The sequence below is a fragment of the Pseudomonas sp. R4-15 genome (assembly GCF_055768815.1).
The window spans coordinates 3507601-3531545 of the sequence record NZ_CM147293.1 but is presented as its reverse complement, the minus strand read 5'-3'; the positions used below and the strand labels follow the sequence as shown (position 1 = coordinate 3531545).

The following is a 23945-nucleotide window of genomic DNA, read 5'->3' as shown; positions in this document are numbered from 1 at the left end:
CCGTTGCGAGGATTGGCGCTGAGTGTAGCGAAGGGACCGAGCCGCTCAGGGCTGATCGACCTGCTGCTGCAGATACTCGGCCCGTGCTTGGGTCTTCTCCAGCAGACAGGCCGTGTATATCGTCCCGAAACCCGTGCCGGTAATGGACTCATAGGTCTCGAAGTCGCAGCTCTTGTCGCGATACTCGATCCAGGCGGCCTGGGAGGCCTCCAGATAGCGGTCCTGGGATTCGATGTCGCGCCCCGGTGACGTCCCATTCTGCTTGTATCGCTCGATGAGCGACTTATACGCCGCCTGCATGCGCGCCTGCGTCGTCTGCAACTGATCGTTGAAGCACTGATACATCTCGGTCTCGGTGTTCGCCGTGCCGCAGGTTGCTTGCCGGGGCGACCCGGCGTGAGCCGTGCCGATGAGTAGCTCGCTGAGGAGGAGGGCTGCGACGATTGGACGGATCATGGAGGTCCTGGCTGAGTGCTGAAGTTGCCGTTGGGTAATGCGTGCCCTGCCCACACGCTATCAAGCGCCATCGAAGGCCTTCAGCGCGACGGGCAACGCACCGACCACCCGGTTACCCGCCGCCGGCAGCCCGAGCAGCACGGCGCTGATCACTTCTTCCCGACTCGCACCCGCTTCCTTCGCCAGTCCAACATGAAAGGGAATGCCACTGTCGAGCCCCAGCACCGAAAGAACCGCCAGATAGGCCAGGGCCTGCGTCTTGCCGTCCAGCGCGCAGGCCTGCTCCAGTCCCTGTACCGCGCCGAACCAGGCGTGGGCATGGGCTGGGGCCTCTTGCAGAAAGGTTTGGAAGGCGGGGCTGGGGGTGTTGTCCATGGCGTTGATCTCGGTAAGGAAGGGAGTCGTCGAACAATAGCAACGCCGGCGCACTGTTTATATAAACTCGATCCGCTCGTCCAGACACTCATCGGAGCCCATTTCGAATTCGCGGCATATCCACGGGCGATTTTCATAGATTTGGCACATGAACGTGTCTCTATCTACAGCCGCACACCAGCCATCCTCTAATCGCTTCATGGTTTCACCGCCATACGGGTCACGTGCGATGAATTCTTCCGGTACGCCAGTATCCGAGATAAGCATGACCTCAAGACGGCAGCAGCACGCTTTGCAGTTTGAGCAAGATATATCGGAGGCGGGAAGTGTTTTTGTAGGTATAAGCATGGGTGGCTACGGGGTGGAAGGTCGTGCATGATAGCGTAAATTCAATATGAATAAGCTTATTTCTGAAGCCACTTGCCTTGTGAGCCATGGAGGCTGGCTAAAGGCCGAGCTTTAGCACGTAAAGGCTTCCGCGTTGCTAACGATATGAGAATCTAGGTCGACAAAATTAAAGTAAACGTGGAAGACCACTAGCAACGCGAATACCTCGCTCTTGAAAGTGCCTCGCTGGGTTACGATAGCTGCCAGAGCGTCCGCTGCAGTTATTTGTTATGTGCTGAATGGTGGTATTCTGTGACGTTATGCTCATCCTCGCTCTTGAGCGTATTCTCGGAGTAATTCCGGGAGTTTTTCCTCGGGCGGAAACTTGCTGAAGCTATGCTTTGCACTGGTGGTGGCCCATGCTAGTTTTTCATCTGTATAAGTTTCGATGAAAGGCTTGTAGCTTCGAGAGTCCTCTAACATCGTTGAGCGTACATTTACAAAGTCATCCATTCCCTCCGGGCGTGTAAATAACCAACTCATGCAATGCCCGCAGAAGAAGTGGCGCGTACTCCCATGCAGTCCCCCGATGACAGGCGTTCCCGCCGTGACCGAAAAGGCAGCGCTTGAAAATAGCGAACTCAGGCTAAACGCGCTTGACGTCATTTGCTGGCACCCTGTGCAGTGACAAGCCATCGTGATCACGGGCTTTTCGGTGACCTCGAATGCGACCCGCCCACAACGGCAATGACCTTTGATTTTGCTCACTATATTCCAACCTCAAGTTCAAGGTGCTTAGAGCGGATACTCACACAGCATGGCACATAACGCAAAGCACTCGGATAACGAGTCGCACAGCGGATTGGCGTGCCGGCGACAGTAAGGACGCGAGTGCTGCGTTTGCTTAGACATCATTGCGCAGGTACTCCGGCTGAACCCGCAAGAATGCCACCGTCAATATTTATCTCCGCTCCGGTCAAATAGCCAGCTTCATCGGAAGCTAACATGACAGCAACACAGGCTACTTCATCGGGCGAACCGAAACGCCTTAGCGGTGTATCTCTGACGAACAGGGCCATATTTGCCTCACGCTCAGGCCCACTGCCGAGCATCGGTTCCCACATGGGCGTCAGAATTGCTGCAGGATGAATGGAATTACAGCGAACCTTCAAGTTCTGTTGCGCACAGTACAAGGCAACGCTTTTAGTATGATTTCGCGGGGAAAAGGGGGCAGATTTATTTATTCAGGCCAAGCACAGCCCCAAAAATAAGTCTGTCCCCTTTTTGTTCATTGTTATGCGCTCAAGCCTGATGGTTGAGCATATGGATGTAGATAGCAGCTTTGTAACTGCTGAGCTTTATGTCGACACCACCATTGCGGACGTTATCGTTTCTGTTTTTTCCGATATCGCCAACAAAAAGCCTCTCAATATTTTCAGCAGACACCTCGAAATTTATATCGTGGGCTGCATCGTTACGTATTTTATTAAGTTTTTTTAGTGATCCAGCGGCGTTTGTATGCAACGCTGGTGATAGATCTTCAAGCTTGAGTTTTGCGCATATTGCAAGCTTCTGTTTATAGCGAAGCTCTTCTTCGAGAGTCGCGTCAGCATTAATGCCGAGAACCTTTCTGATTATTTCCTCGAGGATTACTTCAGTCATTAGATGAATTTTTAGTATTTCGCTTGTTGGTGTGCCTGAGTCATCTAACCCCATCATGACTTTTGGGGCAATTTCATAGAAAAAGTTTTCTATGTCTTGACGGGAAGCCACAGACTACTCCTTGGTGCATAACGTTTGGTTAAGGGGCCGGCTTTAGCCGGTCCCGAGTGAGCGTAGCGAGCGGTTTGAACCAGTTGTTATACGCCTGAAATGACGCCAAGTTGCCGTATTTTGGCATCTGCCAAGGCTCTAGCAATCTCTCTTGACCTTGCTTCAAATCTGGATATGTAATTTCTATGCTCTATCGTTCTCTTAAATCGAACACACTTTGCGTTGGATGTTATCTCGACTGCTGAAGGCAAGTCACGCTCAACTAAAGAAACCACATCGACATTGCAACAGCTTGCGTGAGAGACAAAGTCTCTAATTAATTTAATGTTTCTTTTCTCTGCCCTTTGGTGTGCATCAAGAACCTGATTGTACTCCTGCCATAGCTCTTCAATTATTAAGTATTGTCTCCGAAGCTGTTCTTCGACATAGTCACTAAGCTTCGTCAACTCAGTCCAAATTTGGATCAATCGTTTTGCTTCTAGAGGAATTTGCGGGAGAGCTGCTGGAGCGCCTTTGGGTGTTATTTCAAGCGCGGCATAGTCCAAGATGCTCAAGCTATCTCTGAGTTCAAAAAGTCCTGCCTCAGAGTTGAAGGGTGGCGTTTCAATAATGTGGATCTTGTAACTCAGTTCGTGCCCAAATGCCCATTCAACGGCTAGTATGAAGCGCTCGACCTGCTCGCGTGCGGATTTAATTGTGTCGGATATTTGTTCAATGGTATCTATTCCGTCAGTTGATATTTGAAACTCCGCTTTACCGTCTTCGATAACTGACAGGCAAAAGCCTTCCCACTTGGCTGTTGAGTCATAGAGGACGCGATCAAAGCCCTCAATCTCCCCGATAATTTTTACCTGGCCCATCGGTGCTCCGATCTTGTTTGCGTATAACGTTTGGTTAAGGGGCCGGCTTTAGCCGGTCCCAGTGAGCGAAGCGAGCGATTTGAACCATTTGTTATACCTACTAGAATGGTGCGTCGTCAGACCACTCTTCGATCGGGCTTCTGTATTCCCAGTGGCCGCAAATACTGCACGCTCCTGTTTTGTCGAGTGCAACTGAACGACAAAAACTGCATGCGCTAGTAACTTGTGCGTTTTCGGAAAAGTTAAATTCTTCACGCTCTCTGATAGCCGTGGCAAAGGCACTATTGCTTGAAAGTAATGTGTCGAATGAACTGCCCTGGGTTTCGTGGAGGCCTCAACTCTTGAGAAGATGAGGCCATGAGAAAGACCACGACCTACTCCCCTGAAGTCCGTGAACGTGCCGTACGCATGGTTCTGGAGCACCTGAACGACTACCCCTCCGAGTGGGCTGCCATTGAAGCCATAGCGCCGAAGATTGGCTGCGCCGCACAAACCCTGCATGGCTGGATTCGTCGCCATCAGACCGACGCCGGCCAACGTCCTGGGCCGACCACTGAAGAGCGTGAACGCATCAAAGCCCTGGAGCGCGAAAATCGCGAGCTGCGAAAAGCCAACGAGATTCTGCGCCTGGCCAGTGCGTATTTTGCCCAGGCGGAGCTCGACCGCCGCACCAAGTCCTGAGGGCCTTTGTCGATCAGCATCGTGACCGTCTCGGGGTCGAGTCGATCTGCCGTGTCTTGCGGATCGCCCCGTCCGGTTACCGCAAGCATGCGGCGCAGCAGCGCAACCCGGCACTGCGCTGCTGCCGTGCTCGACGCGATGACGCATTGATCTTGGAAATCCAGCGCGTATGGGACGACAACATGCAGTGCTATGGCGTGGTGAAGGTCTGGAAGCAGCTGCGGCGAGAAGGCATCGAGGCTGCCAGATGCACGGTAGAGCGATTGATGCGTCTGGCTGGATTACAGGGCATAAGGCGCGGCCAGATCCTGCGCACAACGGTGGCCGGCGACAAGTCGCTCTGCCCGCTGGATCGTGTGCAACGCCAGTTCCATGCCGACCGCCCAAATCAGCTGTGGGTGTCGGACTTCACGTATGTCTCGACCTGGCAGGGCTGGCTGTATGTGGCCTTCGTGATTGATGTCTTTGCGCGGCGCATCGTCGGCTGGCGAGTCAGTACCAGCATGAAGACCGACTTCGTACTGGATGCCCTGGAGCAAGCCCTGTATGCCCGCCAGCCACATCGCACGGGGAGCCTGATCCATCATAGCGACCGTGGCAGCCAGTACGTCTCTATTCGCTACACCGAGCGGCTGGCAGAGGCCGGCATTGAGCCCTCAGTTGGCAGCAAGGGCGATAGCTACGACAACGCCTTGGCCGAAACCATCAACGGGCTGTACAAGGCCGAGCTGATTTACCGTCAATCATGGAAGAGCCGCGAAGCTGTTGAGATGGCGACTTTGAAATGGGTGCACTGGTACAACCACCAACGCCTGCTGAGCTCAATCGGATATATCCCGCCCGCGGAGGCTGAGGCAAACTTCCACCAGCAACAAGCAAGTCAGGCCATGGCGGCCTGACTTAAACGAAACGGCCTCCACAAAAGCCGGGGCGGTTCACGAATGTGTCGTCCTTGCGATTATGGTAGCCAAAAAATGAGTGTTTCAGTTGCTTGCTGCTGAAGTCTAAGGCAAAAGCTAGTGCCTGCCCTACAATGCGGTTTGCCTCATTTTTTGTAGTTTTCCATGAATAATGCTCTATAGCATTGCGGGTCGCTCTAAGAGAGCGAATTAGCTCAATATCTTCTTTGGGGAAGCTCAGACCTGCAATATTAATGAGACGAGTTAGAGCTCCTTCAGAATTGACAGTTCTAGCGTTTAGGCTCGGATACTTGTCAACATTTTCCCATAAAAGCGCTGGGTGTACTCGCCGCAGGCGCTCTTTGAGTAGCAACTCAATGCCGTGGGCTATTGACTGGGCAGATTGTTTAAGCCTGCTGGCTTCAACCTTTTCGTTACCCCAGGCAATTAATTCAATTGCGCTCTCGATAGAGTCAGCTGCATTGGATAGCAAGTTAAACTCGACGTTCATGAGGCTGCCTGCTTTAGGTATAACGTTTGAATTCACCGGCCTGCGCTGCTTTTCGCGCATGTCCGGTGGAATGAGAGGTTAGGTCTCAACTGGAGTGAGTTCATATTCGCCCGTTCCGTAAGAACCAAATAGTACGTTTTCATTTATTTCTTCGAACGGTTCAATGTAGTTGAAGGAATTGAACCCGAGTTCAGCCGCTAGTCGTAAGACACTACGCTGAACGTCACCGGGTATTCCGTACGAAAGACCTACATTGCGTGCCCTTGGAGGTTCATCTGCACCAAATGTGGAATAGCTCACTATCCCAGACTGCCCAAGCCGCTTGGCTATCAGGTCTTTGTCTTTCAGGTGGAAATTGATTCCAAACTTCAGGTTCTGGAGGTCTGCGGAATCAACGTTAACCTGCTGGCCGGCGGCAGATGGGATTTTTGACTCGATTCGCTCTAGGCGTTGCTGAAGTGCAATGGTAGCTGCATCCTCTTTCGAAACCGGAACCGGGGAGTTGGTCTTCTGGCTTATATACGAAGAGTAGTAAAGATCCTCTTGAAGCTCTGGACGAAACTTCGTTTGCAGTAGAAAAACTGCGAGAAGAAATAGCGGAACGTTTGCGATTGCAGCGACAGTCAGCGCCTGGGCCTCCCATGAGGCGACAGGCAACCTTGCCGCCGCAATTAGAAAGCAGGAGTCAATTGCAAGGAGACCCGCCAGCCATGCTCCAAGCAACTGAATTGGCTTTGTTATGCGATCGGGCTGAATCTTGTGGTCCATTTGGAAGCTCGCAGAATGTGAGACCTAACGCCCGGCTCACCGAGCAAATTGGAGCTGGCAACTTTTTTGCCAGCGTAGCTGTGCGGAAAAGGTGCCAGCGGAAATTTGTCCGGTGCAGCCGATTGTTATGTGTCTGTTGGCACATCGTCCCATGACTCACCAAAACCTGACACCCAACTCATACCATACCGGCGTTCATAAACTATACCCGAATTCAGCTCGTTGATATCTGGATCTTCTTTACTCGGTTTATCTGTATTAAATCCCAAATCTCTATCTCTGACCCGCCAGTGTTGATGGTATAAATATGACTCCTTTTGTTCCAGCTCCTTAGGGAAAAGGGGACAGATTTATTTATTCAGGCCAAGCACAGCCCCAAAAATAAATCTGTCCCCTTTTTCCCAGGTATTCGATTTTTAGCAGAGCATCGTCAAGTACCCTTTCCAAGTGTTCGCTTTGTTTTTTAGAGATTTTCCTTCTGTGAACCAACATGTCTTCGCAAAAATTCTTGTCCCAAGAGTTTGGGTTGTGTTCTTTTAAATCTACCAGTATTTCGCGGATTAAATTACGCGCAGCCTCGGAAATATGTTCACCTCTAATTTCAGTGCGTATATTCTTAGGTGGAAATTATAAACATTGCTCATGTGTGATTCCTTGGCTTTTTAGGGTCTTTGTTAGTAATAAGTTTGATCTTGTCTAAGTGGGACTAGGATCATAAGTCTGCTTGCGTGTTTTCTGTCTTTCTAGGTCTCAATAAAGCCGTTTCCTGCGGGAGCTCTTTTTATTGCTTTGCCAGGGTTTTCTTTTGCCCAGGCAATTGCATCTTGAAAGTTGTCAAAAGTATTCTTCTGCACATGACGTTTCCAACCGAGAACTTCGGTATTGGTGCGTGAGTTAAGGTTGATAACTTTGTCGGCAGCAAACTCGTCGTTGGAAATGCCCAGCCAGCCGCACATATCTTCCCAGTCACTCATGATTGATTTTCCTTGTGGAGTGAATTGCCTAACTACTATTCGACACCATCTGGTGTGAACAAACGCACCAAATGGTGTGTAACATTCCCTTGCCGATTCCATGCGAACCCACGCCCCGCTAGGCTTTGGGAGGTTATCTCCCCGGTACAAGGAGTGTTATGCACCATGGACGGCAAGCCCAGATTGCTGGATCGGCTTCGTGAGCAGATCCGTATTCGTCATTATTCCATTCGCACCGAAGCCGCTTACGTCTATTGGGTTCGGGCGTTCATTCGTTTTCACCGGATGCGCCATCCCGAAGAGATGGGCGCCTCTGAGGTCGAGCAGTTTCTTTCCCATTTGGCTGTGTCGCAAAGCGTTTCGGCTTCCACACAGAACCAGGCGCTGGCAGGGCTGTTGTTCCTGTACAAGCAGGTGCTGAGAATGCCTTTGCCTTGGTTGGACGACGTGGTGCGGGCGAAAAGGCCGGAGCGCTTGCCGGTCGTTTTGTCCGTGGAGGAAACTCGGCGCTTGCTGGGTTGTTTCGATGGCGAGATCGCACTGGTGGCGAACCTGCTCTATGGCTCGGGGTTGCGGTTGATGGAAGCGGTTCGCCTGCGGGTCAAGGATGTGGATTTTGCCCGTAGGGAAATCCTGGTCAGGGACGGCAAGGGTATGAAGGACCGCGTCACCCTGCTGCCCGATAGTCTGGTTTCGCACCTGCAGTTGCATCTGGAGCAGGTGCGTGCGAGGCATCGTGCGGATCTGGCTCAAGGCCTGGGGGAGGTGTACCTGCCGTTCGCGTTGGCCCGCAAGTATCCCAATGCGCCCCGGGAGTGGGGCTGGCAGTACGTGTTTCCCGCGGCGGGGCTGTCCATCGATCCCCGTTCCGGGGTCAGTCGCCGCCATCATCTGGATGAAAAGCGAGTGCAGCGGGCGTTCAAGCGGGCGGTAGCGGAGGCTTCGATCGACAAGCCCGCCACGCCGCATACGTTGAGGCACTGCTTCGCGACCCATCTGCTGGAAGGCGGCCAGGATATTCGCACCGTGCAAGAGCTGCTTGGCCACGCCGACGTGAAGACGACGATGATTTACACGCATGTACTCAATCGCGGTGGCTACGCGGTGCGCAGCCCGCTGGATCGCTGACGCAGATCGACCGGGTGGGGTGGAGAGGAGGGAAGGCACGTCCGTGTTCGCCTTTGTCTTTCCTGTTGCGAAGGAGATTAATCCAGCGGGCAGGATAAAGGGAAGGCAACTGGCCATTTTCGTTGGCTTCATGGCGCTTCTTTGCGAGTGGGAATGGCGCGGAGCGTTTGCCACTGAATCCGTTACTCCAAGACGATGTTCCGTAGCCCGGTGATGCAGGACTTTTGCTGTCGCCTCATTGGCGAGCCAGATTGCGGTCGATCTTCCACTGCGCTGCGGGATAGGGGCGGTGCCGTACATCAATGGAAATGCGGCCGGCAAGTTGAATGAGGAGCGCGTCGACTAGGCGTGCCGCTCCATCCTGTCGCGAGCCTCGAAGGACAAGGCGGTATCTCGACGCAGTGGATCAGCGCTGTTCGAGCAACTGCGCGACGGCTTCCAGGGCCTGGCGTTCGCGGTTGTCCCAGTCGCCTTCGATGTTCTGCCAGTGCGTGGCGTGGTGTTGCAGCCATTGGCGGCAGGCGGCGTGGAAGACCTGGCGGTCGGCGAGGTCGGGTTGGCAGCGTTGGCCGTCGGCCTGCCATTCGACGCCTTCGGGGGAGAGCAGCAACTGCAGGTCGTAGTGGCGGGCGCGCAGTTCGTCGTCCAGCCAGGCGGGGCTGTCGCCGAACAGGGTGCGGCTCCAGAGGATGTTGCTGAGCAGGTGGGTGTCGAGGATCAGCAGCTCGGGTTGGGTGGCGCGGGCGGCGTCTTCCCAGGCGAGTTGGCCGCGGGCGATGGCGGGAATGTCGGCGTAGCAGGTGTCACGCTGCTCCTGGTCGATGAAGTGGCGCACGTATTCGCCGACGATGACGCCGCCAAAGCGCTGTTGCAGACGCTCGGCGAGCCAGGTTTTGCCGGCGGATTCGGGGCCGGTGAGCACCACCACTTTCATGCGCGGGCGGCGCGCCATTCGCGCAGGCCGAGCACTGCCAGCACGGTGAACACGGCGTAGAGCGCGGCGGTCAAGGCAAAGCCCTGGAAGGCGAAGAACGCGGTGTAGAGCACGTCGATGACGATCCACAGCAGCCAGCACTGCCAGCGCTTGAGGGCCATCCACAACTGCGCGAGCAGGCTGAAGGCGGTGAGCTGCGCGTCGATCCAGGGATAGGCGGCGTCGGTGAAGTGGCCCATGGCGGCGCCGAGTGCGACGCCGATGACGGCGGCTAGCGGGAGGCCGAGGCCGACTTCAAGCAGGCTGGTGCTGCTCACCGGGCGCTGGCCGCTCTCATCCAGGCCCTGGCGCCATTGCCACCAGCCGTAGATCTGCATGGCGGCGAACACCGCGTGCAGCAGCACCAGCGAGTAGAGGTGGGCGCCAGCGAAGAACCAGGCGTAGAGCAGCACCATGACCAGCCCGACCGGCCAGCACAGCGGGTTCTGGCGCACGGTAAGCCAGACGGAGACGACGCCGAGCGCGGCGGCGACGATTTCGAGCGGGGTCATGGAAGCTCCGGGGGAGCGGGCGGGCGCGCGGCGCCCGCCCGTGGGTCAGGCGTCGTAGCCCAGGTTGGGTGCCAGCCAGCGTTCGGTGACGGCCTGTTCCTGGCCCTTGCGGGCGGTGTAGCTCTCCACCTGGTCGCGGTCGATCTTGCCGACGGCGAAGTACTGCGCTTCGGGGTGGGCGAAGTACCAGCCGGAGACCGCCGCGGCCGGGAACATCGCGTAGTGCTCGGTGAGGAACACGCCGCTCTGGCCGGGCTTGTGGAACTCGGCCTCGGGGTCGAGCAGCTTGAACAGGGTGGCCTTCTCGGTGTGATCCGGGCAGGCCGGGTAGCCCGGCGCCGGGCGGATGCCCTTGTACTGCTCGCGGATCAGCGCTTCGTTGTCCAGCGTCTCGTCCGCCGCGTAACCCCACAGTTCCTTGCGCACGCGCTCGTGCAGCCACTCGGCGCAGGCTTCGGCGAGGCGGTCGGCGAGGGCCTTGACCATGATCGCGTTGTAGTCGTCGCCCTTGGCCTCGTAGGCCTTGGCCAGCTCCTCGGCGCCGATGCCGGCGGTGGTGATGAAGCCGCCGACGTAGTCGCGCACGCCGCTGTCCTTCGGTGCGACGAAGTCGGCCAGGGACAGGTTCGGCTTGCCGTCGGGCTTGATGGTCTGTTGGCGCAGGTGGTGCAGGGTGGCCAGCGGCTGGCCGTCTTCGCCGTAGACCTGCAGGTCGTCGTCGTTGACCTGGTTGGCCGGCCAGAAGCCGACCACGGCTTTGGCGCCGATCAGCTTCTCGTCGATCAGCTTCTTGAGCATCGCCTGGGCGTCGTTGAACAGCGCGGTGGCGGCTTCGCCGACCACTTCGTCGGTGAGGATGCGCGGGTACTTGCCGGCCAGGTCCCAGGAGATGAAGAAGGGCGTCCAGTCGATGTATTCGGCGAGGGTCGCAAGGTCGATGTCATCCAGCACGCGCACGCCGGTGAAGCTGGGCGCGGGCGCCTGGTAGTCGCTCCAGTCGAAGGACGGCTTGTTCGCCACCGCCTGGGCGTAGGGCAGGCGCTCGGTGCGCGCACTGCGGTTGGCGGTGCGCTCGCGGACCACCGCGTAGTCTTCGCGGGTGCGGGCGACGAAGTCGGCCTTGAGCTCCTTGGACAGCAGGCTGGTGGCCACGCCGACGGCGCGTGAGGCGTCGGTGACGTAGACCACGGCGTCGTTGCGGTACTGCGGCTCGATCTTCACCGCGGTGTGCGCCTTGGAGGTGGTGGCGCCGCCGATCATCAGCGGCAGGTGGAAGTCCTGGCGCTGCATTTCCTTGGCGAGGTGGACCATTTCGTCGAGCGATGGGGTGATCAGCCCGGACAGGCCGATGATGTCGCACTTCTCGGCGATGGCGGTCTGCAGGATCTTCTCGGCCGGCACCATCACGCCGAGGTCGACGATGTCGTAGCCGTTACAGCCGAGCACCACGCCGACGATGTTCTTGCCGATGTCGTGGACATCGCCTTTCACCGTGGCCATGAGGATCTTGCCCTTGGCTTCGGGCTTGTCGCCTTTTTCCGCTTCGATGAAGGGGATCAGGTGGGCGACCGCCTGCTTCATCACGCGGGCGGACTTGACCACCTGCGGGAGGAACATCTTGCCCGAGCCGAACAGGTCGCCAACGATGTTCATGCCGCTCATCAGCGGGCCTTCGATGACTTCGATGGGCCGCGCGCACTGCTGGCGGCATTCCTCGGTGTCTTCGACGATGAAGGCGGTGATGCCTTTCACCAGCGCGTGTTCGAGGCGCTTGGCCACCGGCAGCGCGCGCCATTCTTCGTTTTCCACTTCCTTGGCCGCGCCGCCGCCGCGGTAGTTTTCGGCGATGGCCAGCAACGCTTCGGTGGCGTCCGGGTTGCGGTTGAGCACCACGTCTTCGACCTTCTCGCGCAGCTCGGCGGGTATCTCGTCGTAGATCTCCAGCTGGCCGGCGTTGACGATGCCCATGCTCAGGCCGTTCTTGATCGCGTGGTAGAGGAAGACCGAGTGGATCGCCTCGCGCACCGGGTTGTTGCCGCGGAACGAGAAGGACACGTTGGACACGCCGCCCGAGCTCAGTGCGTAGGGCAGGTGGTCGCGGATGTAGGCGCAGGCCTCGATGAAGTCCACCGCGTAGTTGTTGTGTTCCTCGATGCCGGTGGCGACGGCGAAGATGTTCGGGTCGAAGATGATGTCTTCGGGGGCGAAGCCGACTTCATTCACCAGAATGTCGTAGCTGCGCTGGCAGATCTCGCGTTTCCGCGCGGCGGTGTCGGCCTGACCGACCTCGTCGAAGGCCATCACCACCACGGCGGCGCCGTAGCGCTTGCACAGGTTGGCGTGATGCTTGAACGCCTCGACGCCTTCCTTCATGGAGATCGAGTTGACGATGCCCTTGCCCTGAATGCATTTCAGGCCCGCTTCGATGACTTCCCACTTGGAGGAGTCGATCATGATCGGGACGCGGGAGATGTCCGGCTCGCCGGCAATCAGGTTGAGGAACTTCACCATGGCGGCCTGGGAGTCGAGCATCCCTTCGTCCATGTTGATGTCGATGACCTGGGCGCCGGCTTCCACCTGCTGCAGGGCGACTTCCAGCGCTTCGGTGTAGTTCTCTTCGCGGATCAGCCGGGCGAACTTGGCCGAGCCGGTGATGTTGGTGCGTTCACCGACGTTCACGAACAGCGAGCTGCGGTCGATGGTGAACGGCTCCAGGCCCGACAGGCGGCAGGCCTTGGGGATGTCCGGGACGACGCGCGGCGCGTACTTGGCCACGGCCTGGGCGATCGCCTGGATGTGCGCCGGGGTGGTGCCGCAGCAGCCGCCGATGATGTTGAGCAGGCCGCTGGCGGCGAACTCTTCGATGACTTCAGCCATCTGGTCCGGCGTTTCGTCGTACTCGCCGAAGGCGTTCGGCAGGCCGGCGTTGGGGTGCGCGGACACCTGGGTGTCGGCCTTGGCCGACAGCTCCGCGAGGTACGGACGCAGCTCCTTGGCGCCCAGGGCGCAGTTCAGGCCGACGGAAATCGGCTTGGCGTGGCGCACCGAGTTCCAGAAGGCTTCGGTGGTCTGCCCGGAGAGGGTGCGGCCGGAGGCGTCGGTGATGGTGCCGGAGATCATGATCGGCAGTTCGACGCTGTCTTCCTCGAACACCTGCTGCACGGCGAAGATCGCCGCCTTGGCGTTGAGGGTGTCGAAGATGGTCTCGATCAGGATCAGGTCGGCGCCGCCCTCGATCAGGCCACGGGTGGCCTCGGTGTAGTTCTCCACCAGTTCGTCGAAGGTGACGTTGCGGTAGCCGGGGTCGTTGACGTCCGGGGAGATCGAGCAGGTGCGGCTGGTCGGGCCGAGGACGCCGGCGACGAAGCGCGGGCGGTCCGGGGTTTCCAGGGTCTTGGCATCGGCCACTTCACGGGCGACGCGGGCGCCGGCGACGTTGAGTTCATAGACCAGCGCTTCCATGCCGTAGTCGGCCTGGGACACCTGGGTGGCGTTGAAGGTGTTGGTCTCGAGGATGTCGGCGCCGGCATCCAGGTAGCCCTTCTCGATCTCGGCGATGATCTTCGGCTGGGTCAGCAGCAGCAGGTCGTTGTTGCCCTTGACGTCACTCGGCCAGTCGGCGAAGCGCTCGCCACGGTAGTCCTCTTCCTGGAGCTTGTAGCTCTGGATCATGGTGCCCATGCCACCATCGAGGATCAGGATGCGTTCCTTGAGGGCGTGCTGGAGGGCGGCGAGGCGGCTGGCTCGATCGGACATGCGGGGGTACCGGGCGACGTGGACGAAAAACGGGGCGCGATGATAGCAAAGCCTGGCGCCCGCGGCCCGTCGCAACGGTGTGCATGAATTCTGCTCAGTTTGCTGCGGCTTTTGCCTTCAGCTTTTCCAGCATGCGTGCTTCGTCCGGAAGGATGCTCTGCAGGCTGGCGCGGGCCAGGATGCGTTCGAACAGCGCGGACAGCCCAGGCCAGCGGCGTACATCGAGGGATTCTCCGCCATGGCGCATGTTCACCAGTTGGGTCGCGAAGGCCAGGTCGGCCATGCTCGGCGCACAGTCGACGAAGTAGCCGCAGCCCTCCAGGGTCTTCTCCAGGTAATCGAAATGCCGCGGAAGCTTCTCCTCCAGGGCGCGCTGGATGGCCTCTTCGTCACAGGGCTTACCTATCAACGGATAGAGGATGCGCTGGCGGAAGACCGTGAAGGTGCACAGCGGGGCCAGTTCGTAATCCGCGTACTTCTCCAGCCAGCGGATGCGCGCGCGCTGCTCCACGGTGCTGCCATACAGGGCCGGTGTTTCGGCGTACTGCTCTTCGAGGTATTGGCAGATGACGCTGGAGTCCGCCAGCGTGAGATCGCCGTCGCGCAGGGCTGGGATCCGGCCCAGCGGGCTCAACTCCAGATAATCCTCGGTGTGGGTGCCGGGGTTGACGATCTGGAGGTCATGCTCGAGCCCCTTCTCTATAAGGCAGACACGCAGCTTGCGTACGAAGGGAGAGAGCGGGGCACCGTAGACGGTCAGGCTCATCGATTGGTCCTCTTTTGTTATTTTCGGTTCGCCCGGACGACGCTGTCGCGGCATTCGCGCGAAGGGACTTCATACCTGCTGGGAGTCGCGCCATCAATGGCAAGGTTGTCGCGTAGGTGCGGCCGGGAGGCTCAGTCGTAAAGGCTGCGCTTCTTCCATTCCTCGGATTCGCCCTCGAGGCCCGCCGCCAGTTCGTTGGCTTCGTCCGGCTGCGGTTGGTTCTGCTCGTTGAGTATCAGCTCCTCGAGTTGCTCGAGTCGCTGCGCGAATTGTTGTTGACGCTCCGCGTAGGGTGTTACGTCCTTCTGCTTGCGCAGGTACTGCAGGGCGCGCTCGACGGCGAGCTTGGCCTGGCGTGGCTGCTTTTGCTGCAGTTGCTGGCGTGCGAGATAGTCGAACAGGTCCAGGTGTGCATGTACCAACCATTGGCGCAGCATCTGCAGCCAGGGGACGACATCGGCCGGCGCCAACTGCCCATCGTCGCGCGCGCGAATCAACTGTGCGTTGAGGCCTTCGAGATGGGCGCGCATGTCCTTGGCACGGGCTTCGTTCGTCACCGGCAGCGGTGGGTTGGCGACGGGCAGCTCCGTGCCTTGGGCAAGCATCTGTTCGAGCAGCTTGCTGCGCTCGACCAGTTCCTGATTGCGCTTTTCCAGCGGAATGAGTTGCCGCACCAGCTTGAGTTCAAGGTGCGCTAGCAGCAGTTTCAGCTCAGGGGACATGTACTGCCCCGGGAAGGTCTCGGAGATGTCTCCGACCTTGTTGATGCGGTCGCTGAGTTCGGCGCGCAAACGCGCCTTCTCGATCTTCGCGTTCTCCAACATCTGGTTGAAGAGGGCGATGACCAGAAGGGTGATGATTCCGCCGACAACTAGGACTGTGATCACGACTGGCGACATGGCGCTGAGTCTTCTGGGTACTGAGCAGATGCGAGTGTGCCCCAGGCGCAATGGAAAAACCATCATGACGGTGTGACTGTCTCCACACGCCGTCCGGCGCGATACCTATAAAGGAATGAAGTCGTTGATTTGAAATATTTTTTCCGGGAGGGTTGACGACCTCCCCGGGGCTCCCTAGAATGCGCGCCACTTCCGCTGCCAAATGCTCGGAAGCCGGAAAATCTGTTGTAAGTTCCGGGCCGCGTCCCCTTCGTCTAGTGGCCTAGGACACCGCCCTTTCACGGCGGTAACAGGGGTTCGAGTCCCCTAGGGGACGCCATTGCGGGAATAGCTCAGTTGGTAGAGCACGACCTTGCCAAGGTCGGGGTCGCGAGTTCGAGTCTCGTTTCCCGCTCCAGTTTCACGCGTCATCGAGTGTCCGCCGATGATCGCGGTCAGGCCGAAAGGCCGGGCGTCCAGGACGTGCGGGAATAGCTCAGTTGGTAGAGCACGACCTTGCCAAGGTCGGGGTCGCGAGTTCGAGTCTCGTTTCCCGCTCCAAATTAAACGAAAACGCCGCTCCTAAGAGCGGCGTTTTCGTTTGTGTTCGATTTTTCTCTAAGCGGACCGAACGTGCCGGCCCGCGCAGTCTTCAGTGCTTGCTGCCTTCTTCCGGAAGCGTCAGCAATTGACGCTCCAGGTTCCAGTCGAAGGCCGAGCCGCTGATTTCGGCTTCGTGGCGCTTTTCGTCCAGCGCCTGGTAGATGTCGATTTCATCATCGGGCATGTAGTGCAGGCAGTCACCGCCGAAAAACCACAGCAGGTCGCGAGGCACCAGGTGGGCCACCTGCGGATAGCGGTGGAAGACCTGGCAGATCAATTCCTGTCCCAGGTGGCGGTCCTCGGGGACGTTGGGCATGGCCTTCAGAAGCTCGTCAAAACGCTCCAGAAAGGCTTCGTGGCTGGCGTCGGGAACCTGCTCGGCCTCGCCAAGCGCGATGAGAATGCCGCGCAGATGAGCCAGGAGTGCCAGGTTGTGGTTGATATAGGTCGTGCTCATGAGCTGTCCGTTCGTTGCGAGGGCGGCAGTATAGAGACCTGCCGCCGGGTTGTCGTTTGCTCGCCGCTAGCGAATCCGGCCCTCTCCAAGCTGCAACTCTTCCTTGGAGAAATCATCCACGTCGATCACCTTGCGCCGGGCACGCTCGGCAGCATGCAGGCGCTCGGCCTCGTCCGCCTGCAATACGCCGCAGGCGAGGCCGGCATCGATGGGATTCTGCCCGGGCGCCGCTTGGCATTGGCCGTGGCGAATGGCCTTGTGCAGTTTCTTCGCGATGTCGCTGGTTCCGGCCAGGAGCGCATAGGCGGTCTCCAGTGCGGCAACCGGGTCGCCCTCGGCATTCGGGCGATAGCAGCCGTCGAGCAACTGCTGCAGTGCCGGATCTTCCAGCGGACGTGAAAGCAGGGCCGCAACCTCGGCATCCAGTGCATCGCTCGGGCCGCTGTGACGGCGCCCGAGGGGGAATACTACGAGGTGCAACAGGCAGCCAAGTACGCGGTTGGGGAAGTTACGCAGGATTTCCTGGAGGGCATCTTCCGCTTTGCCCAGGCATTCTTCCAGGGACCAGCGCAGCAGTACTTCCTGGTCTTCCGGGTAGCCTAGATCGTGGTAGCGCTTGAGTGCTGCCGAACCGAGATAGAGGTAGCTGAGCACGTCGCCGAGGCGAGCAGAAAGTCGCTCACGGCGTTTCAGTTCGCCTCCCAGCAGCATCATCGAAAGATCCGCGAGCATGGCGAAGGCAGCCGCCAGACGGTCCAGGGAAAGGAAGTAGCTGCGCACCAGGCCGCGCCCCGGCGCCTTGCCAAGGCGTGCGCCGGTGAGGCCGAGCACCAGCGTGCTGCCCGCGTTGCCCAGGGCGAAGCCGACATGGCTGAGCAGCAGCTTGTCGAACTTGGCCAGTGCGGCGTCCTGGTCTTCCTCGTGGGCGAGGGCCATCTCTTCGAGAACGAAGGGATGGCAACGGATGGCACCCTGGCCGAAGATCATCAGGTTGCGCGAGAGGATGTTCGCCCCCTCGACGGTGATGAAGATCGGCGCACCTTGCCAGGAGCGTCCCAGATAGTTATTGGGCCCCATGATGATGCCCTTGCCGCCGTGGATGTCCATGGCGTGGGCAATACAGGCACGTCCGCGCTCGGTGAGGTGATACTTGAGGATTGCCGAGAGCACCGAGGGTTTTTCGCCCAGGTCCACTGCGTTGGCCGTCAGCACACGCCCGGCATCGAGCAGCCAGGCGTTGCCGCCGATCTGCGCGAGGGCTTCCTGGATGCCCTCGAAGGCCGTCAGCGGTACGCCGAACTGCTCGCGCACCTGTGCATAACGGCCGCAGACGTAGCTGGTGGCCTTGGCGGCGCTGGTGCCTACCGCAGGCAACGAGATGGAGCGGCCCACGGACAGGCAGTTCATCAGCATCATCCAGCCTTTGCCGATCATTTCCTGTCCGCCGATGATGAATTCGAGCGGCACGAAGACGTCCTTGCCCGAGTTCGGCCCGTTCATGAAGGCTGCCCCGAGCGGAACGTGGCGCCGACCGATCTCAACGCCGGGAGTACGAGTGGGAATCAGCGCCAGGCTGATACCCAGGTCGACGTCGTCGCCGAGCAGGTGTTCCGGGTCGTAGGTCTTGAAAGCGAGGCCGAGGAGGGTGGCTACCGGACCCAGGGTGATATAGCGCTTCTCCCAGGTCAGGCGCAGGCCGAGCACTTCGCGACCTTCCCATTCGCCCTTGCAGATGATGCCGGTGTCGGTCATCGCCCCGGCATCCGAGCCGGCGTGAGGCCCGGTGAGGGCGAAGCAGGGAATGTCCTCGCCGCGGGCGAGGCTGGGCAGGTACTGCTGGCGCTGCTCGTCGGTGCCGTAGTGCAGCAGTAGTTCGGCGGGGCCGAGCGAGTTGGGCACCATCACGGTCGAGGCGAGGTCACCGCTGCGTGTCGCGAGCTTCATCACAACCTGGGAGTGGGCGTAGGCGGAGAAGCCCTTGCCTCCGTACTCCTTGGGGATGATCAAGGCGAAGAAGCCTTGCTCCTTTATGTAGTCCCAGGCCTCGGCAGGCAGGTCCATGCGTTGGCCGATGTCCCAGTCGCTGACCATTGCGCACAGCGTTTCCGTCGGCCCGTCGATAAAGGCCTGTTCTTCTTCGGTCAGGCGCGGAGCGGGGTAGTCGAGCAGTTGCTGCCAGTCCGGCTTCCCGGAAAAGAGTTCTCCGTCCCACCAAACGGTGCCGGCATCGATGGCTTCGCGCTCGGTATTCGACATGGGCGGCAAGACCTTGCGGAACCAGGCGAACAGTGGGCCGGTGACTCGCTGGCGGCGTAGGCTGGGAAGTGCCAGTACGACTACCGGGGCGAGCCACAATACCCACAGGATCACCATCAGCCAGTCAGGGGCGTCGTCACTGGCACCCATGGCCAGCAAATAGACCGCGACGATAGCGATGCTCGGCCAGGCCGGGACGCGCAGATGCGCGAGAACGGCAAGGCCGAGGACGAGGACGATCAACCAGGCAAGTAACATGCAAAATCCTCCGTGATGGTGCCCGCGTGTAGTCCGGGTGCACCTAGATTCGAGAGCGCCTACGTAACGCGCCGCTTCGTGGATAGTGACCGCCCCCTCCTGAGGGAGTTCGTCGAGTATGTAGCTCGCGGTAGAGTGGACTCATCAATAGAATAGAAGGCTTCATGGGCTTGAGCGGGAAGGGCGTCATGCTGACCATCTGGGGACGTAGCAACTCCACTAACGTCAAGAAAGTGCTCTGGTGCGCGGAAGAGCTGGGACTTGAGTATCGTCGCGTTGACGCCGGTGGGGCTTTTGGCGTGGTCAATGAGCCGCGCTATCGTGGGTTGAATCCCAACGGTTTGGTGCCTTTGCTCGAAGACGGCGATTTCGTGCTCTGGGAGTCCAATTCGATCGTTCGCTACCTGGCCGCGCAGTACGGGGCAGGGGTGCTGTGGCCTGTCGACCCTCAGGTCAGGGCGAGTGCTGATCGCTGGATGGATTGGTGCAGTTCGACGTTGTTCCCCGTCTTCAAGCCGCTGTTCTGGGGATTGGTGCGCACGCCCGAGCCTGAACGTGATCTCCAGGCCATAGAGTCTGCGCGGTTCGCCTGCGAGGCATTGATGCCGATTCTCGAGGACGCCCTGGCCAACCAACCCTGGTTCAGCGGCGAGACCTTCGGCATGGGCGACATCCCGCTGGGCTGCTTTCTACACAGTTGGTTCGGTTTGCCGATCGAGCGCCCCGCGTTACCGCGCCTCGAGGATTGGTATGCGCGTTTGCTGACGCGTCCGGGTTATGCACGGGTCGTGGCGACCCCTTTGACCTGAGGCTTGCAATCGGCGGCGGGTGTCCCCATCTGATCAGGTCAGGGCGCAAGCCTTCTCCTTCGAACCGGACACCGGTCGCTTCGCTGCAGTCCCCGCCTCGTGCATCGTGACGTTGCAGCGCCTATTGATTCGAGACGTATTCCATGAGCTCTGCACTGTCCATCCGGCAGCTAACCAAGACCTACGGCAACGGCTTCCAGGCCCTCAAGGGCATCGACCTGGACGTTGCCGAAGGCGACTTCTTTGCCCTGCTGGGCCCCAACGGGGCCGGCAAATCCACCACCATTGGCATCCTTTCCACCCTGGTCAACAAGAGCGGCGGACAGGTTCAAGTCTTCGGCAATGACCTGGATCGCAATCCTGCGGCGCTCAAGCGCTGTCTTGGCGTCGTGCCCCAGGAATTCAACTTCAATCAGTTCGAGAAGACCTTCGACATCGTCGTCACCCAGGCGGGTTACTATGGGATTCCCGCTCGCATCGCCAAGGAGCGCGCTGAGCGCTACCTGACACAGCTGGGCTTGTGGGAGAAGCGCAACGTGCCTTCGCGCATGCTTTCCGGCGGCATGAAGCGCCGGCTGATGATTGCCAGGGCCCTGGTACATCAGCCGCGGCTGCTGATCCTGGATGAGCCTACCGCTGGCGTGGACATCGAGCTGCGGCGATCCATGTGGACTTTCCTGCAGGAGCTTAATCGCGAGGGGATCACCATCATCCTCACGACCCACTACCTGGAGGAGGCCGAACAGCTGTGCCGCAACATCGGCATCATCGACCAGGGACGCATCGTCCAGAACACCAGCATGCGTGAGTTGCTCAAGCAATTGCACGTGGAAACCTTCCTGCTGGATCTGCGTGACGCTCAGTTGGTGCCGCCACATCTCGAGGGATATCCGGCGAGGCTGGTCGACGCCCAGACGCTGGAAGTGCAGGTGGAGAAAAGCCAGGGTGTGACCGATCTGTTCGCGCAATTGGCGCAGCAGCAGATCGAGGTGGCGAGCCTGCGCAACAAGACCAACCGACTGGAGGAGCTCTTCGTGTCCCTGGTCCAGAAACACGAGGACCTCGCATGAGTGGCGAATTGCGCAACAACCTGGTCGCGCTGAATACCATCGTCTATCGGGAAGTCCGACGCTTCCTGCGTATCTGGCCGCAGACGTTGCTGCCGCCAGCCATCACCATGGTGCTGTACTTCGTCATCTTCGGCCGGTTGATCGGGTCGAGAGTCGGCGAGATGGATGGCTTCAGCTACATGCAGTACATCGTCCCTGGTCTGATCATGATGTCGGTGATCACCAACGCCTATGGGAACGTGGTATCGAGTTTCTTCGGTGCCAAGTTCCATCGTTCGGTGGAGGAACTGCTGGTCTCGCCGGTGTCCCCGCACACCATTCTTGTCGGCTTTGTCCTGGGGGGCGTACTGCGTGGTCTGGCGGTGGCGGCCATCGTCAGCGTGCTGGCGCTGTTCTTCACCGATCTGAGCATGCACCACATGGGCGTGACGCTGGTGGTGGTGGTGCTGGCTGCGACGATCTTTGCGCTGGGTGGCTTCGTCAACGCGGTGTTCGCGCGCAATTTCGACGATATCTCCATCGTCCCCAACTTCGTGCTGACGCCGCTTACCTACCTGGGGGGCGTCTTCTATTCGGTCCATCTGCTGCCGGAGTTCTGGCAGAAGGTCTCGTTGATCAACCCGATCCTGCACATGATCAATGCGTTCCGATACGGCATCCTGGGCGTGTCGGACATCGACATTGCCACCGCGCTGGTATTCATGATCGTCGCCGCGATCGCGCTCTATCTGGTGTGCATCCGCCTGTTGGTCAGTGGTCGGGGCATGCGTCAGTAAAAAAACTCCAAAAAGCGCTTGACCGGAATTGGAAAGGCTATAGAATGCGCACCACTTCCGGCGCAGTCGTCACCGAAAAGGCCTTGAGAATCAAGGGGTTAGCGGTGAAGAAGGTGCGAGAATGGCGGTGCTGCCGTCAGGCTCGAAGCGCTGGAAGGAGGAGGAAAAAGGAGTTGACAGCGAGATTGCTCGCTGTAAAATTCGCCTCCCGCTTAACGAGGTTCTCCGAACACGGTAAGCGCCAAGCGGTTGAGTAGAAAAGAAATTTTCGAAAAGTTGCTTGACAGATTGAAAGGCTGCTGTAGAATGCGCGGCCTCGGTTGAGACGAAAGCCTGACCGAAACGCTCTTTAACAAGTTGAATCAAGCAATTCGTGTGGGTGCTTGTGGATTAAGACTGAGATCGCAAGATTATCAGCATCACAAGCAACACTCGTGAATTCGAGAGTTTTTTGCGATTGCTGAGCCAAGTTTAGGGTTTTCTCAAAACCCGATCAGTATTGAACTGAAGAGTTTGATCATGGCTCAGATTGAACGCTGGCGGCAGGCCTAACACATGCAAGTCGAGCGGATGAAGGGAGCTTGCTCCTGGATTCAGCGGCGGACGGGTGAGTAATGCCTAGGAATCTGCCTGGTAGTGGGGGATAACGTTCCGAAAGGAACGCTAATACTGCATACGTCCTACGGGAGAAAGTGGGGGATCTTCGGACCTCACGCTATCAGATGAGCCTAGGTCGGATTAGCTAGTAGGTGAGGTAATGGCTCACCTAGGCGACGATCCGTAACTGGTCTGAGAGGATGATCAGTCACACTGGAACTGAGACACGGTCCAGACTCCTACGGGAGGCAGCAGTGGGGAATATTGGACAATGGGCGAAAGCCTGATCCAGCCATGCCGCGTGTGTGAAGAAGGTCTTCGGATTGTAAAGCACTTTAAGTTGGGAGGAAGGGTTGTAGATTAATACTCTGCAATTTTGACGTTACCAACAGAATAAGCACCGGCTAACTTCGTGCCAGCAGCCGCGGTAATACGAAGGGTGCAAGCGTTAATCGGAATTACTGGGCGTAAAGCGCGCGTAGGCGGTTTGTTAAGTTGAAGGTGAAATCCCCGGGCTCAACCTGGGAACTGCCTCCAAAACTGGCTGACTAGAGTGTGGTAGAGGGTGGTGGAATTTCCTGTGTAGCGGTGAAATGCGTAGATATAGGAAGGAACACCAGTGGCGAAGGCGACCACCTGGACCAACACTGACGCTGAGGTGCGAAAGCGTGGGGAGCAAACAGGATTAGATACCCTGGTAGTCCACGCCGTAAACGATGTCGACTAGCCGTTGGGGTCCTTGAGACTTTAGTGGCGCAGCTAACGCATTAAGTCGACCGCCTGGGGAGTACGGCCGCAAGGTTAAAACTCAAATGAATTGACGGGGGCCCGCACAAGCGGTGGAGCATGTGGTTTAATTCGAAGCAACGCGAAGAACCTTACCTGGCCTTGACATGCTGAGAACTTTCCAGAGATGGATTGGTGCCTTCGGGAGCTCAGACACAGGTGCTGCATGGCTGTCGTCAGCTCGTGTCGTGAGATGTTGGGTTAAGTCCCGTAACGAGCGCAACCCTTGTCCTTAGTTACCAGCACGTTATGGTGGGCACTCTAAGGAGACTGCCGGTGACAAACCGGAGGAAGGTGGGGATGACGTCAAGTCATCATGGCCCTTACGGCCAGGGCTACACACGTGCTACAATGGTCGGTACAAAGGGTTGCCAAGCCGCGAGGTGGAGCCAATCCCATAAAACCGATCGTAGTCCGGATCGCAGTCTGCAACTCGACTGCGTGAAGTCGGAATCGCTAGTAATCGTGAATCAGAATGTCACGGTGAATACGTTCCCGGGCCTTGTACACACCGCCCGTCACACCATGGGAGTGGGTTGCTCCAGAAGTAGCTAGTCTAACCTTCGGGGGGACGGTTACCACGGAGTGATTCATGACTGGGGTGAAGTCGTAACAAGGTAGCCGTAGGGGAACCTGCGGCTGGATCACCTCCTTAATCGACAGATCTCCCTTGCCATAAGCACCCACACGAATTGC

21 protein-coding genes, 3 tRNA genes, 1 rRNA gene, 1 pseudogene and 1 other annotated feature are annotated in these 23945 nt (G+C 58.4%); of the genes and pseudogenes, 9 read left to right on the top strand and 17 right to left on the bottom strand.

Going from position 1 to position 23945, the window contains the following annotated elements:
- Nucleotides 1-45: 45 nt before the first annotated feature.
- The 7 genes and pseudogenes from ACYRGX_RS16845 to ACYRGX_RS16815 form a co-directional block, all read right to left on the bottom strand.
- The gene (locus ACYRGX_RS16845) at nucleotides 46-456 is read right to left on the bottom strand and encodes a lysozyme inhibitor LprI family protein (protein ID WP_473053596.1); all 411 of its coding nucleotides are present in this window, start codon (nucleotides 454-456) and stop codon (nucleotides 46-48) included.
- A 60-nt stretch (nucleotides 457-516) separates the two neighbouring features.
- Nucleotides 517-831 (bottom strand): carboxymuconolactone decarboxylase family protein, encoded by a 315-nt coding sequence (locus tag ACYRGX_RS16840; protein WP_473053595.1) that lies wholly within the window; start codon nucleotides 829-831, stop codon nucleotides 517-519.
- Between the two features lie 57 nt (nucleotides 832-888).
- The gene (locus tag ACYRGX_RS16835; protein WP_473053594.1) at nucleotides 889-1179 is read right to left on the bottom strand and encodes a YkgJ family cysteine cluster protein; all 291 of its coding nucleotides are present in this window, start codon (nucleotides 1177-1179) and stop codon (nucleotides 889-891) included.
- 303 nt (nucleotides 1180-1482) lie between these two features.
- Nucleotides 1483-1929 (bottom strand): GFA family protein, encoded by a 447-nt coding sequence (locus ACYRGX_RS16830; protein ID WP_473056715.1) that lies wholly within the window; start codon nucleotides 1927-1929, stop codon nucleotides 1483-1485.
- Between the two features lie 140 nt (nucleotides 1930-2069).
- A pseudogene (locus ACYRGX_RS16825) lies at nucleotides 2070-2378 on the bottom strand (SDR family oxidoreductase); the annotation flags it as partial.
- Nucleotides 2379-2460: 82 nt separating this feature from the next.
- Complete coding sequence (locus ACYRGX_RS16820) at nucleotides 2461-2931, bottom strand: hypothetical protein (RefSeq protein ID WP_473053593.1); 471 nt, start codon at nucleotides 2929-2931, stop codon at nucleotides 2461-2463.
- An 86-nt stretch (nucleotides 2932-3017) separates the two neighbouring features.
- Nucleotides 3018-3791, bottom strand: a complete 774-nt coding sequence (locus tag ACYRGX_RS16815; RefSeq protein ID WP_473053592.1) for a hypothetical protein — start codon at nucleotides 3789-3791, stop codon at nucleotides 3018-3020.
- 357 nt (nucleotides 3792-4148) lie between these two features.
- On the opposite strand from ACYRGX_RS16815, the gene ACYRGX_RS16810 reads away from it, so the two are divergent.
- A protein-coding gene (locus ACYRGX_RS16810) for an IS3 family transposase (RefSeq protein ID WP_473053591.1) occupies nucleotides 4149-5371 on the top strand; the annotation gives its coding sequence in 2 pieces (ribosomal slippage) (nucleotides 4149-4434 and nucleotides 4434-5371; 1224 coding nt in all).
- Nucleotides 4427-4543, top strand: a sequence feature (AL1L pseudoknot). It overlaps the preceding gene by 117 nt.
- A gap of 1 nt (nucleotide 5372) precedes the next feature.
- Here the strand turns inward: ACYRGX_RS16810 and ACYRGX_RS16805 are convergent.
- From ACYRGX_RS16805 to ACYRGX_RS16795, 3 genes are all read right to left on the bottom strand, one after another.
- Nucleotides 5373-5882 (bottom strand): hypothetical protein, encoded by a 510-nt coding sequence (locus ACYRGX_RS16805; RefSeq protein ID WP_473053590.1) that lies wholly within the window; start codon nucleotides 5880-5882, stop codon nucleotides 5373-5375.
- 78 nt (nucleotides 5883-5960) lie between these two features.
- Entirely contained in the window at nucleotides 5961-6650 is a 690-nt protein-coding gene (locus ACYRGX_RS16800; protein WP_473053589.1) for a hypothetical protein, read from the bottom strand.
- A gap of 743 nt (nucleotides 6651-7393) precedes the next feature.
- Nucleotides 7394-7624: a hypothetical protein gene (locus ACYRGX_RS16795; protein ID WP_473053588.1), complete on the bottom strand. Its 231-nt coding sequence runs from the start codon at nucleotides 7622-7624 to the stop codon at nucleotides 7394-7396.
- Between the two features lie 165 nt (nucleotides 7625-7789).
- On the opposite strand from ACYRGX_RS16795, the gene ACYRGX_RS16790 reads away from it, so the two are divergent.
- The gene (locus tag ACYRGX_RS16790) at nucleotides 7790-8752 is read left to right on the top strand and encodes an integron integrase (protein ID WP_473053587.1); all 963 of its coding nucleotides are present in this window, start codon (nucleotides 7790-7792) and stop codon (nucleotides 8750-8752) included.
- Between the two features lie 406 nt (nucleotides 8753-9158).
- Here the strand turns inward: ACYRGX_RS16790 and ACYRGX_RS16785 are convergent, their stop codons facing one another.
- The 5 genes from ACYRGX_RS16785 to ACYRGX_RS16765 form a co-directional block, all read right to left on the bottom strand.
- The gene (locus ACYRGX_RS16785; protein ID WP_473053586.1) at nucleotides 9159-9686 is read right to left on the bottom strand and encodes an AAA family ATPase; all 528 of its coding nucleotides are present in this window, start codon (nucleotides 9684-9686) and stop codon (nucleotides 9159-9161) included.
- Entirely contained in the window at nucleotides 9683-10237 is a 555-nt protein-coding gene (gene pnuC, locus ACYRGX_RS16780; RefSeq protein WP_473053585.1) for a nicotinamide riboside transporter PnuC, read from the bottom strand. The genes ACYRGX_RS16785 and pnuC overlap by 4 nt, the downstream gene beginning before the upstream one ends.
- Nucleotides 10238-10282: 45 nt before the next feature.
- Nucleotides 10283-13993 carry a methionine synthase gene (gene metH / locus ACYRGX_RS16775; RefSeq protein WP_473053584.1) on the bottom strand — a complete coding sequence of 1237 codons (3711 nt, stop codon included), beginning with the start codon at nucleotides 13991-13993 and terminating at the stop codon, nucleotides 10283-10285.
- Nucleotides 13994-14087: 94 nt separating this feature from the next.
- On the bottom strand, nucleotides 14088-14759 hold the full coding sequence (locus ACYRGX_RS16770) for a glutathione S-transferase family protein (protein WP_473053583.1): 672 nt from the start codon (nucleotides 14757-14759) through the stop codon (nucleotides 14088-14090).
- Nucleotides 14760-14890: 131 nt separating this feature from the next.
- Complete coding sequence (locus tag ACYRGX_RS16765) at nucleotides 14891-15658, bottom strand: hypothetical protein (RefSeq protein WP_473053582.1); 768 nt, start codon at nucleotides 15656-15658, stop codon at nucleotides 14891-14893.
- Nucleotides 15659-15901: 243 nt separating this feature from the next.
- On the opposite strand from ACYRGX_RS16765, the gene ACYRGX_RS16760 reads away from it, so the two are divergent.
- The 3 genes from ACYRGX_RS16760 (at nucleotide 15902) to ACYRGX_RS16750 (ending at nucleotide 16198) form a co-directional block, all read left to right on the top strand.
- Nucleotides 15902-15977 (top strand) — tRNA-Glu (locus tag ACYRGX_RS16760).
- Between the two features lie 2 nt (nucleotides 15978-15979).
- Nucleotides 15980-16055: transfer RNA gene (locus ACYRGX_RS16755), tRNA-Gly, on the top strand.
- 67 nt (nucleotides 16056-16122) lie between these two features.
- Nucleotides 16123-16198 (top strand) — tRNA-Gly (locus tag ACYRGX_RS16750).
- 91 nt (nucleotides 16199-16289) lie between these two features.
- On the opposite strand, the gene ACYRGX_RS16745 is transcribed toward ACYRGX_RS16750, so the two are convergent.
- Together ACYRGX_RS16745 and ACYRGX_RS16740 are read right to left on the bottom strand one after the other, a co-directional pair.
- Nucleotides 16290-16697, bottom strand: a complete 408-nt coding sequence (locus ACYRGX_RS16745) for a PA2817 family protein (protein WP_473053581.1) — start codon at nucleotides 16695-16697, stop codon at nucleotides 16290-16292.
- A 66-nt stretch (nucleotides 16698-16763) separates the two neighbouring features.
- A complete protein-coding gene (locus tag ACYRGX_RS16740) occupies nucleotides 16764-19211 on the bottom strand; it encodes an acyl-CoA dehydrogenase (RefSeq protein ID WP_473053580.1) in 2448 nt (815 codons plus the stop codon).
- A 188-nt stretch (nucleotides 19212-19399) separates the two neighbouring features.
- Here ACYRGX_RS16740 and ACYRGX_RS16735 point away from each other — a divergent pair, with 188 nt between their 5' ends.
- The 4 genes from ACYRGX_RS16735 to ACYRGX_RS16720 all read left to right on the top strand — a co-directional run bounded on the left by ACYRGX_RS16735 (nucleotide 19400) and on the right by ACYRGX_RS16720 (nucleotide 23904).
- Nucleotides 19400-20020 (top strand): glutathione S-transferase family protein, encoded by a 621-nt coding sequence (locus ACYRGX_RS16735; protein WP_473053579.1) that lies wholly within the window; start codon nucleotides 19400-19402, stop codon nucleotides 20018-20020.
- A gap of 143 nt (nucleotides 20021-20163) precedes the next feature.
- Nucleotides 20164-21090 carry an ABC transporter ATP-binding protein gene (locus ACYRGX_RS16730; protein WP_473053578.1) on the top strand — a complete coding sequence of 309 codons (927 nt, stop codon included), beginning with the start codon at nucleotides 20164-20166 and terminating at the stop codon, nucleotides 21088-21090.
- Nucleotides 21087-21866 (top strand): ABC transporter permease, encoded by a 780-nt coding sequence (locus ACYRGX_RS16725; protein ID WP_473053577.1) that lies wholly within the window; start codon nucleotides 21087-21089, stop codon nucleotides 21864-21866. Before ACYRGX_RS16730 ends, ACYRGX_RS16725 begins: the two co-directional genes overlap by 4 nt.
- Nucleotides 21867-22367: 501 nt before the next feature.
- Nucleotides 22368-23904: ribosomal RNA gene (locus tag ACYRGX_RS16720) — 16S ribosomal RNA — on the top strand.
- The last annotated feature ends 41 nt before the right edge of the window (nucleotides 23905-23945 follow it).

Bases quoted from the DNA above. Each gene is read 5' to 3' on its own strand.
- ACYRGX_RS16815 (WP_473053592.1), bottom strand. From the start codon at position 3,791: ATGGGCCAGGTAAAAATTATCGGGGAGATTGAGGGCTTTGATCGCGTC.
- ACYRGX_RS16840 (WP_473053595.1), bottom strand. From the start codon at position 831: ATGGACAACACCCCCAGCCCCGCCTTCCAAACCTTTCTGCAAGAGGCC.
- ACYRGX_RS16835 (WP_473053594.1), bottom strand. From the start codon at position 1,179: ATGCTTATACCTACAAAAACACTTCCCGCCTCCGATATATCTTGCTCA.
- ACYRGX_RS16730 (WP_473053578.1), top strand. From the start codon at position 20,164: ATGAGCTCTGCACTGTCCATCCGGCAGCTAACCAAGACCTACGGCAAC.
- pnuC (WP_473053585.1), bottom strand. From the start codon at position 10,237: ATGACCCCGCTCGAAATCGTCGCCGCCGCGCTCGGCGTCGTCTCCGTC.
- ACYRGX_RS16745 (WP_473053581.1), bottom strand. From the start codon at position 16,697: ATGAGCACGACCTATATCAACCACAACCTGGCACTCCTGGCTCATCTG.
- ACYRGX_RS16770 (WP_473053583.1), bottom strand. From the start codon at position 14,759: ATGAGCCTGACCGTCTACGGTGCCCCGCTCTCTCCCTTCGTACGCAAG.
- ACYRGX_RS16800 (WP_473053589.1), bottom strand. From the start codon at position 6,650: ATGGACCACAAGATTCAGCCCGATCGCATAACAAAGCCAATTCAGTTG.
- ACYRGX_RS16785 (WP_473053586.1), bottom strand. From the start codon at position 9,686: ATGAAAGTGGTGGTGCTCACCGGCCCCGAATCCGCCGGCAAAACCTGG.
- metH (WP_473053584.1), bottom strand. From the start codon at position 13,993: ATGTCCGATCGAGCCAGCCGCCTCGCCGCCCTCCAGCACGCCCTCAAG.
- ACYRGX_RS16805 (WP_473053590.1), bottom strand. From the start codon at position 5,882: ATGAACGTCGAGTTTAACTTGCTATCCAATGCAGCTGACTCTATCGAG.
- ACYRGX_RS16740 (WP_473053580.1), bottom strand. From the start codon at position 19,211: ATGTTACTTGCCTGGTTGATCGTCCTCGTCCTCGGCCTTGCCGTTCTC.
- ACYRGX_RS16735 (WP_473053579.1), top strand. From the start codon at position 19,400: ATGCTGACCATCTGGGGACGTAGCAACTCCACTAACGTCAAGAAAGTG.
- ACYRGX_RS16725 (WP_473053577.1), top strand. From the start codon at position 21,087: ATGAGTGGCGAATTGCGCAACAACCTGGTCGCGCTGAATACCATCGTC.
- ACYRGX_RS16795 (WP_473053588.1), bottom strand. From the start codon at position 7,624: ATGAGTGACTGGGAAGATATGTGCGGCTGGCTGGGCATTTCCAACGAC.
- ACYRGX_RS16765 (WP_473053582.1), bottom strand. From the start codon at position 15,658: ATGTCGCCAGTCGTGATCACAGTCCTAGTTGTCGGCGGAATCATCACC.
- ACYRGX_RS16790 (WP_473053587.1), top strand. From the start codon at position 7,790: ATGGACGGCAAGCCCAGATTGCTGGATCGGCTTCGTGAGCAGATCCGT.
- ACYRGX_RS16845 (WP_473053596.1), bottom strand. From the start codon at position 456: ATGATCCGTCCAATCGTCGCAGCCCTCCTCCTCAGCGAGCTACTCATC.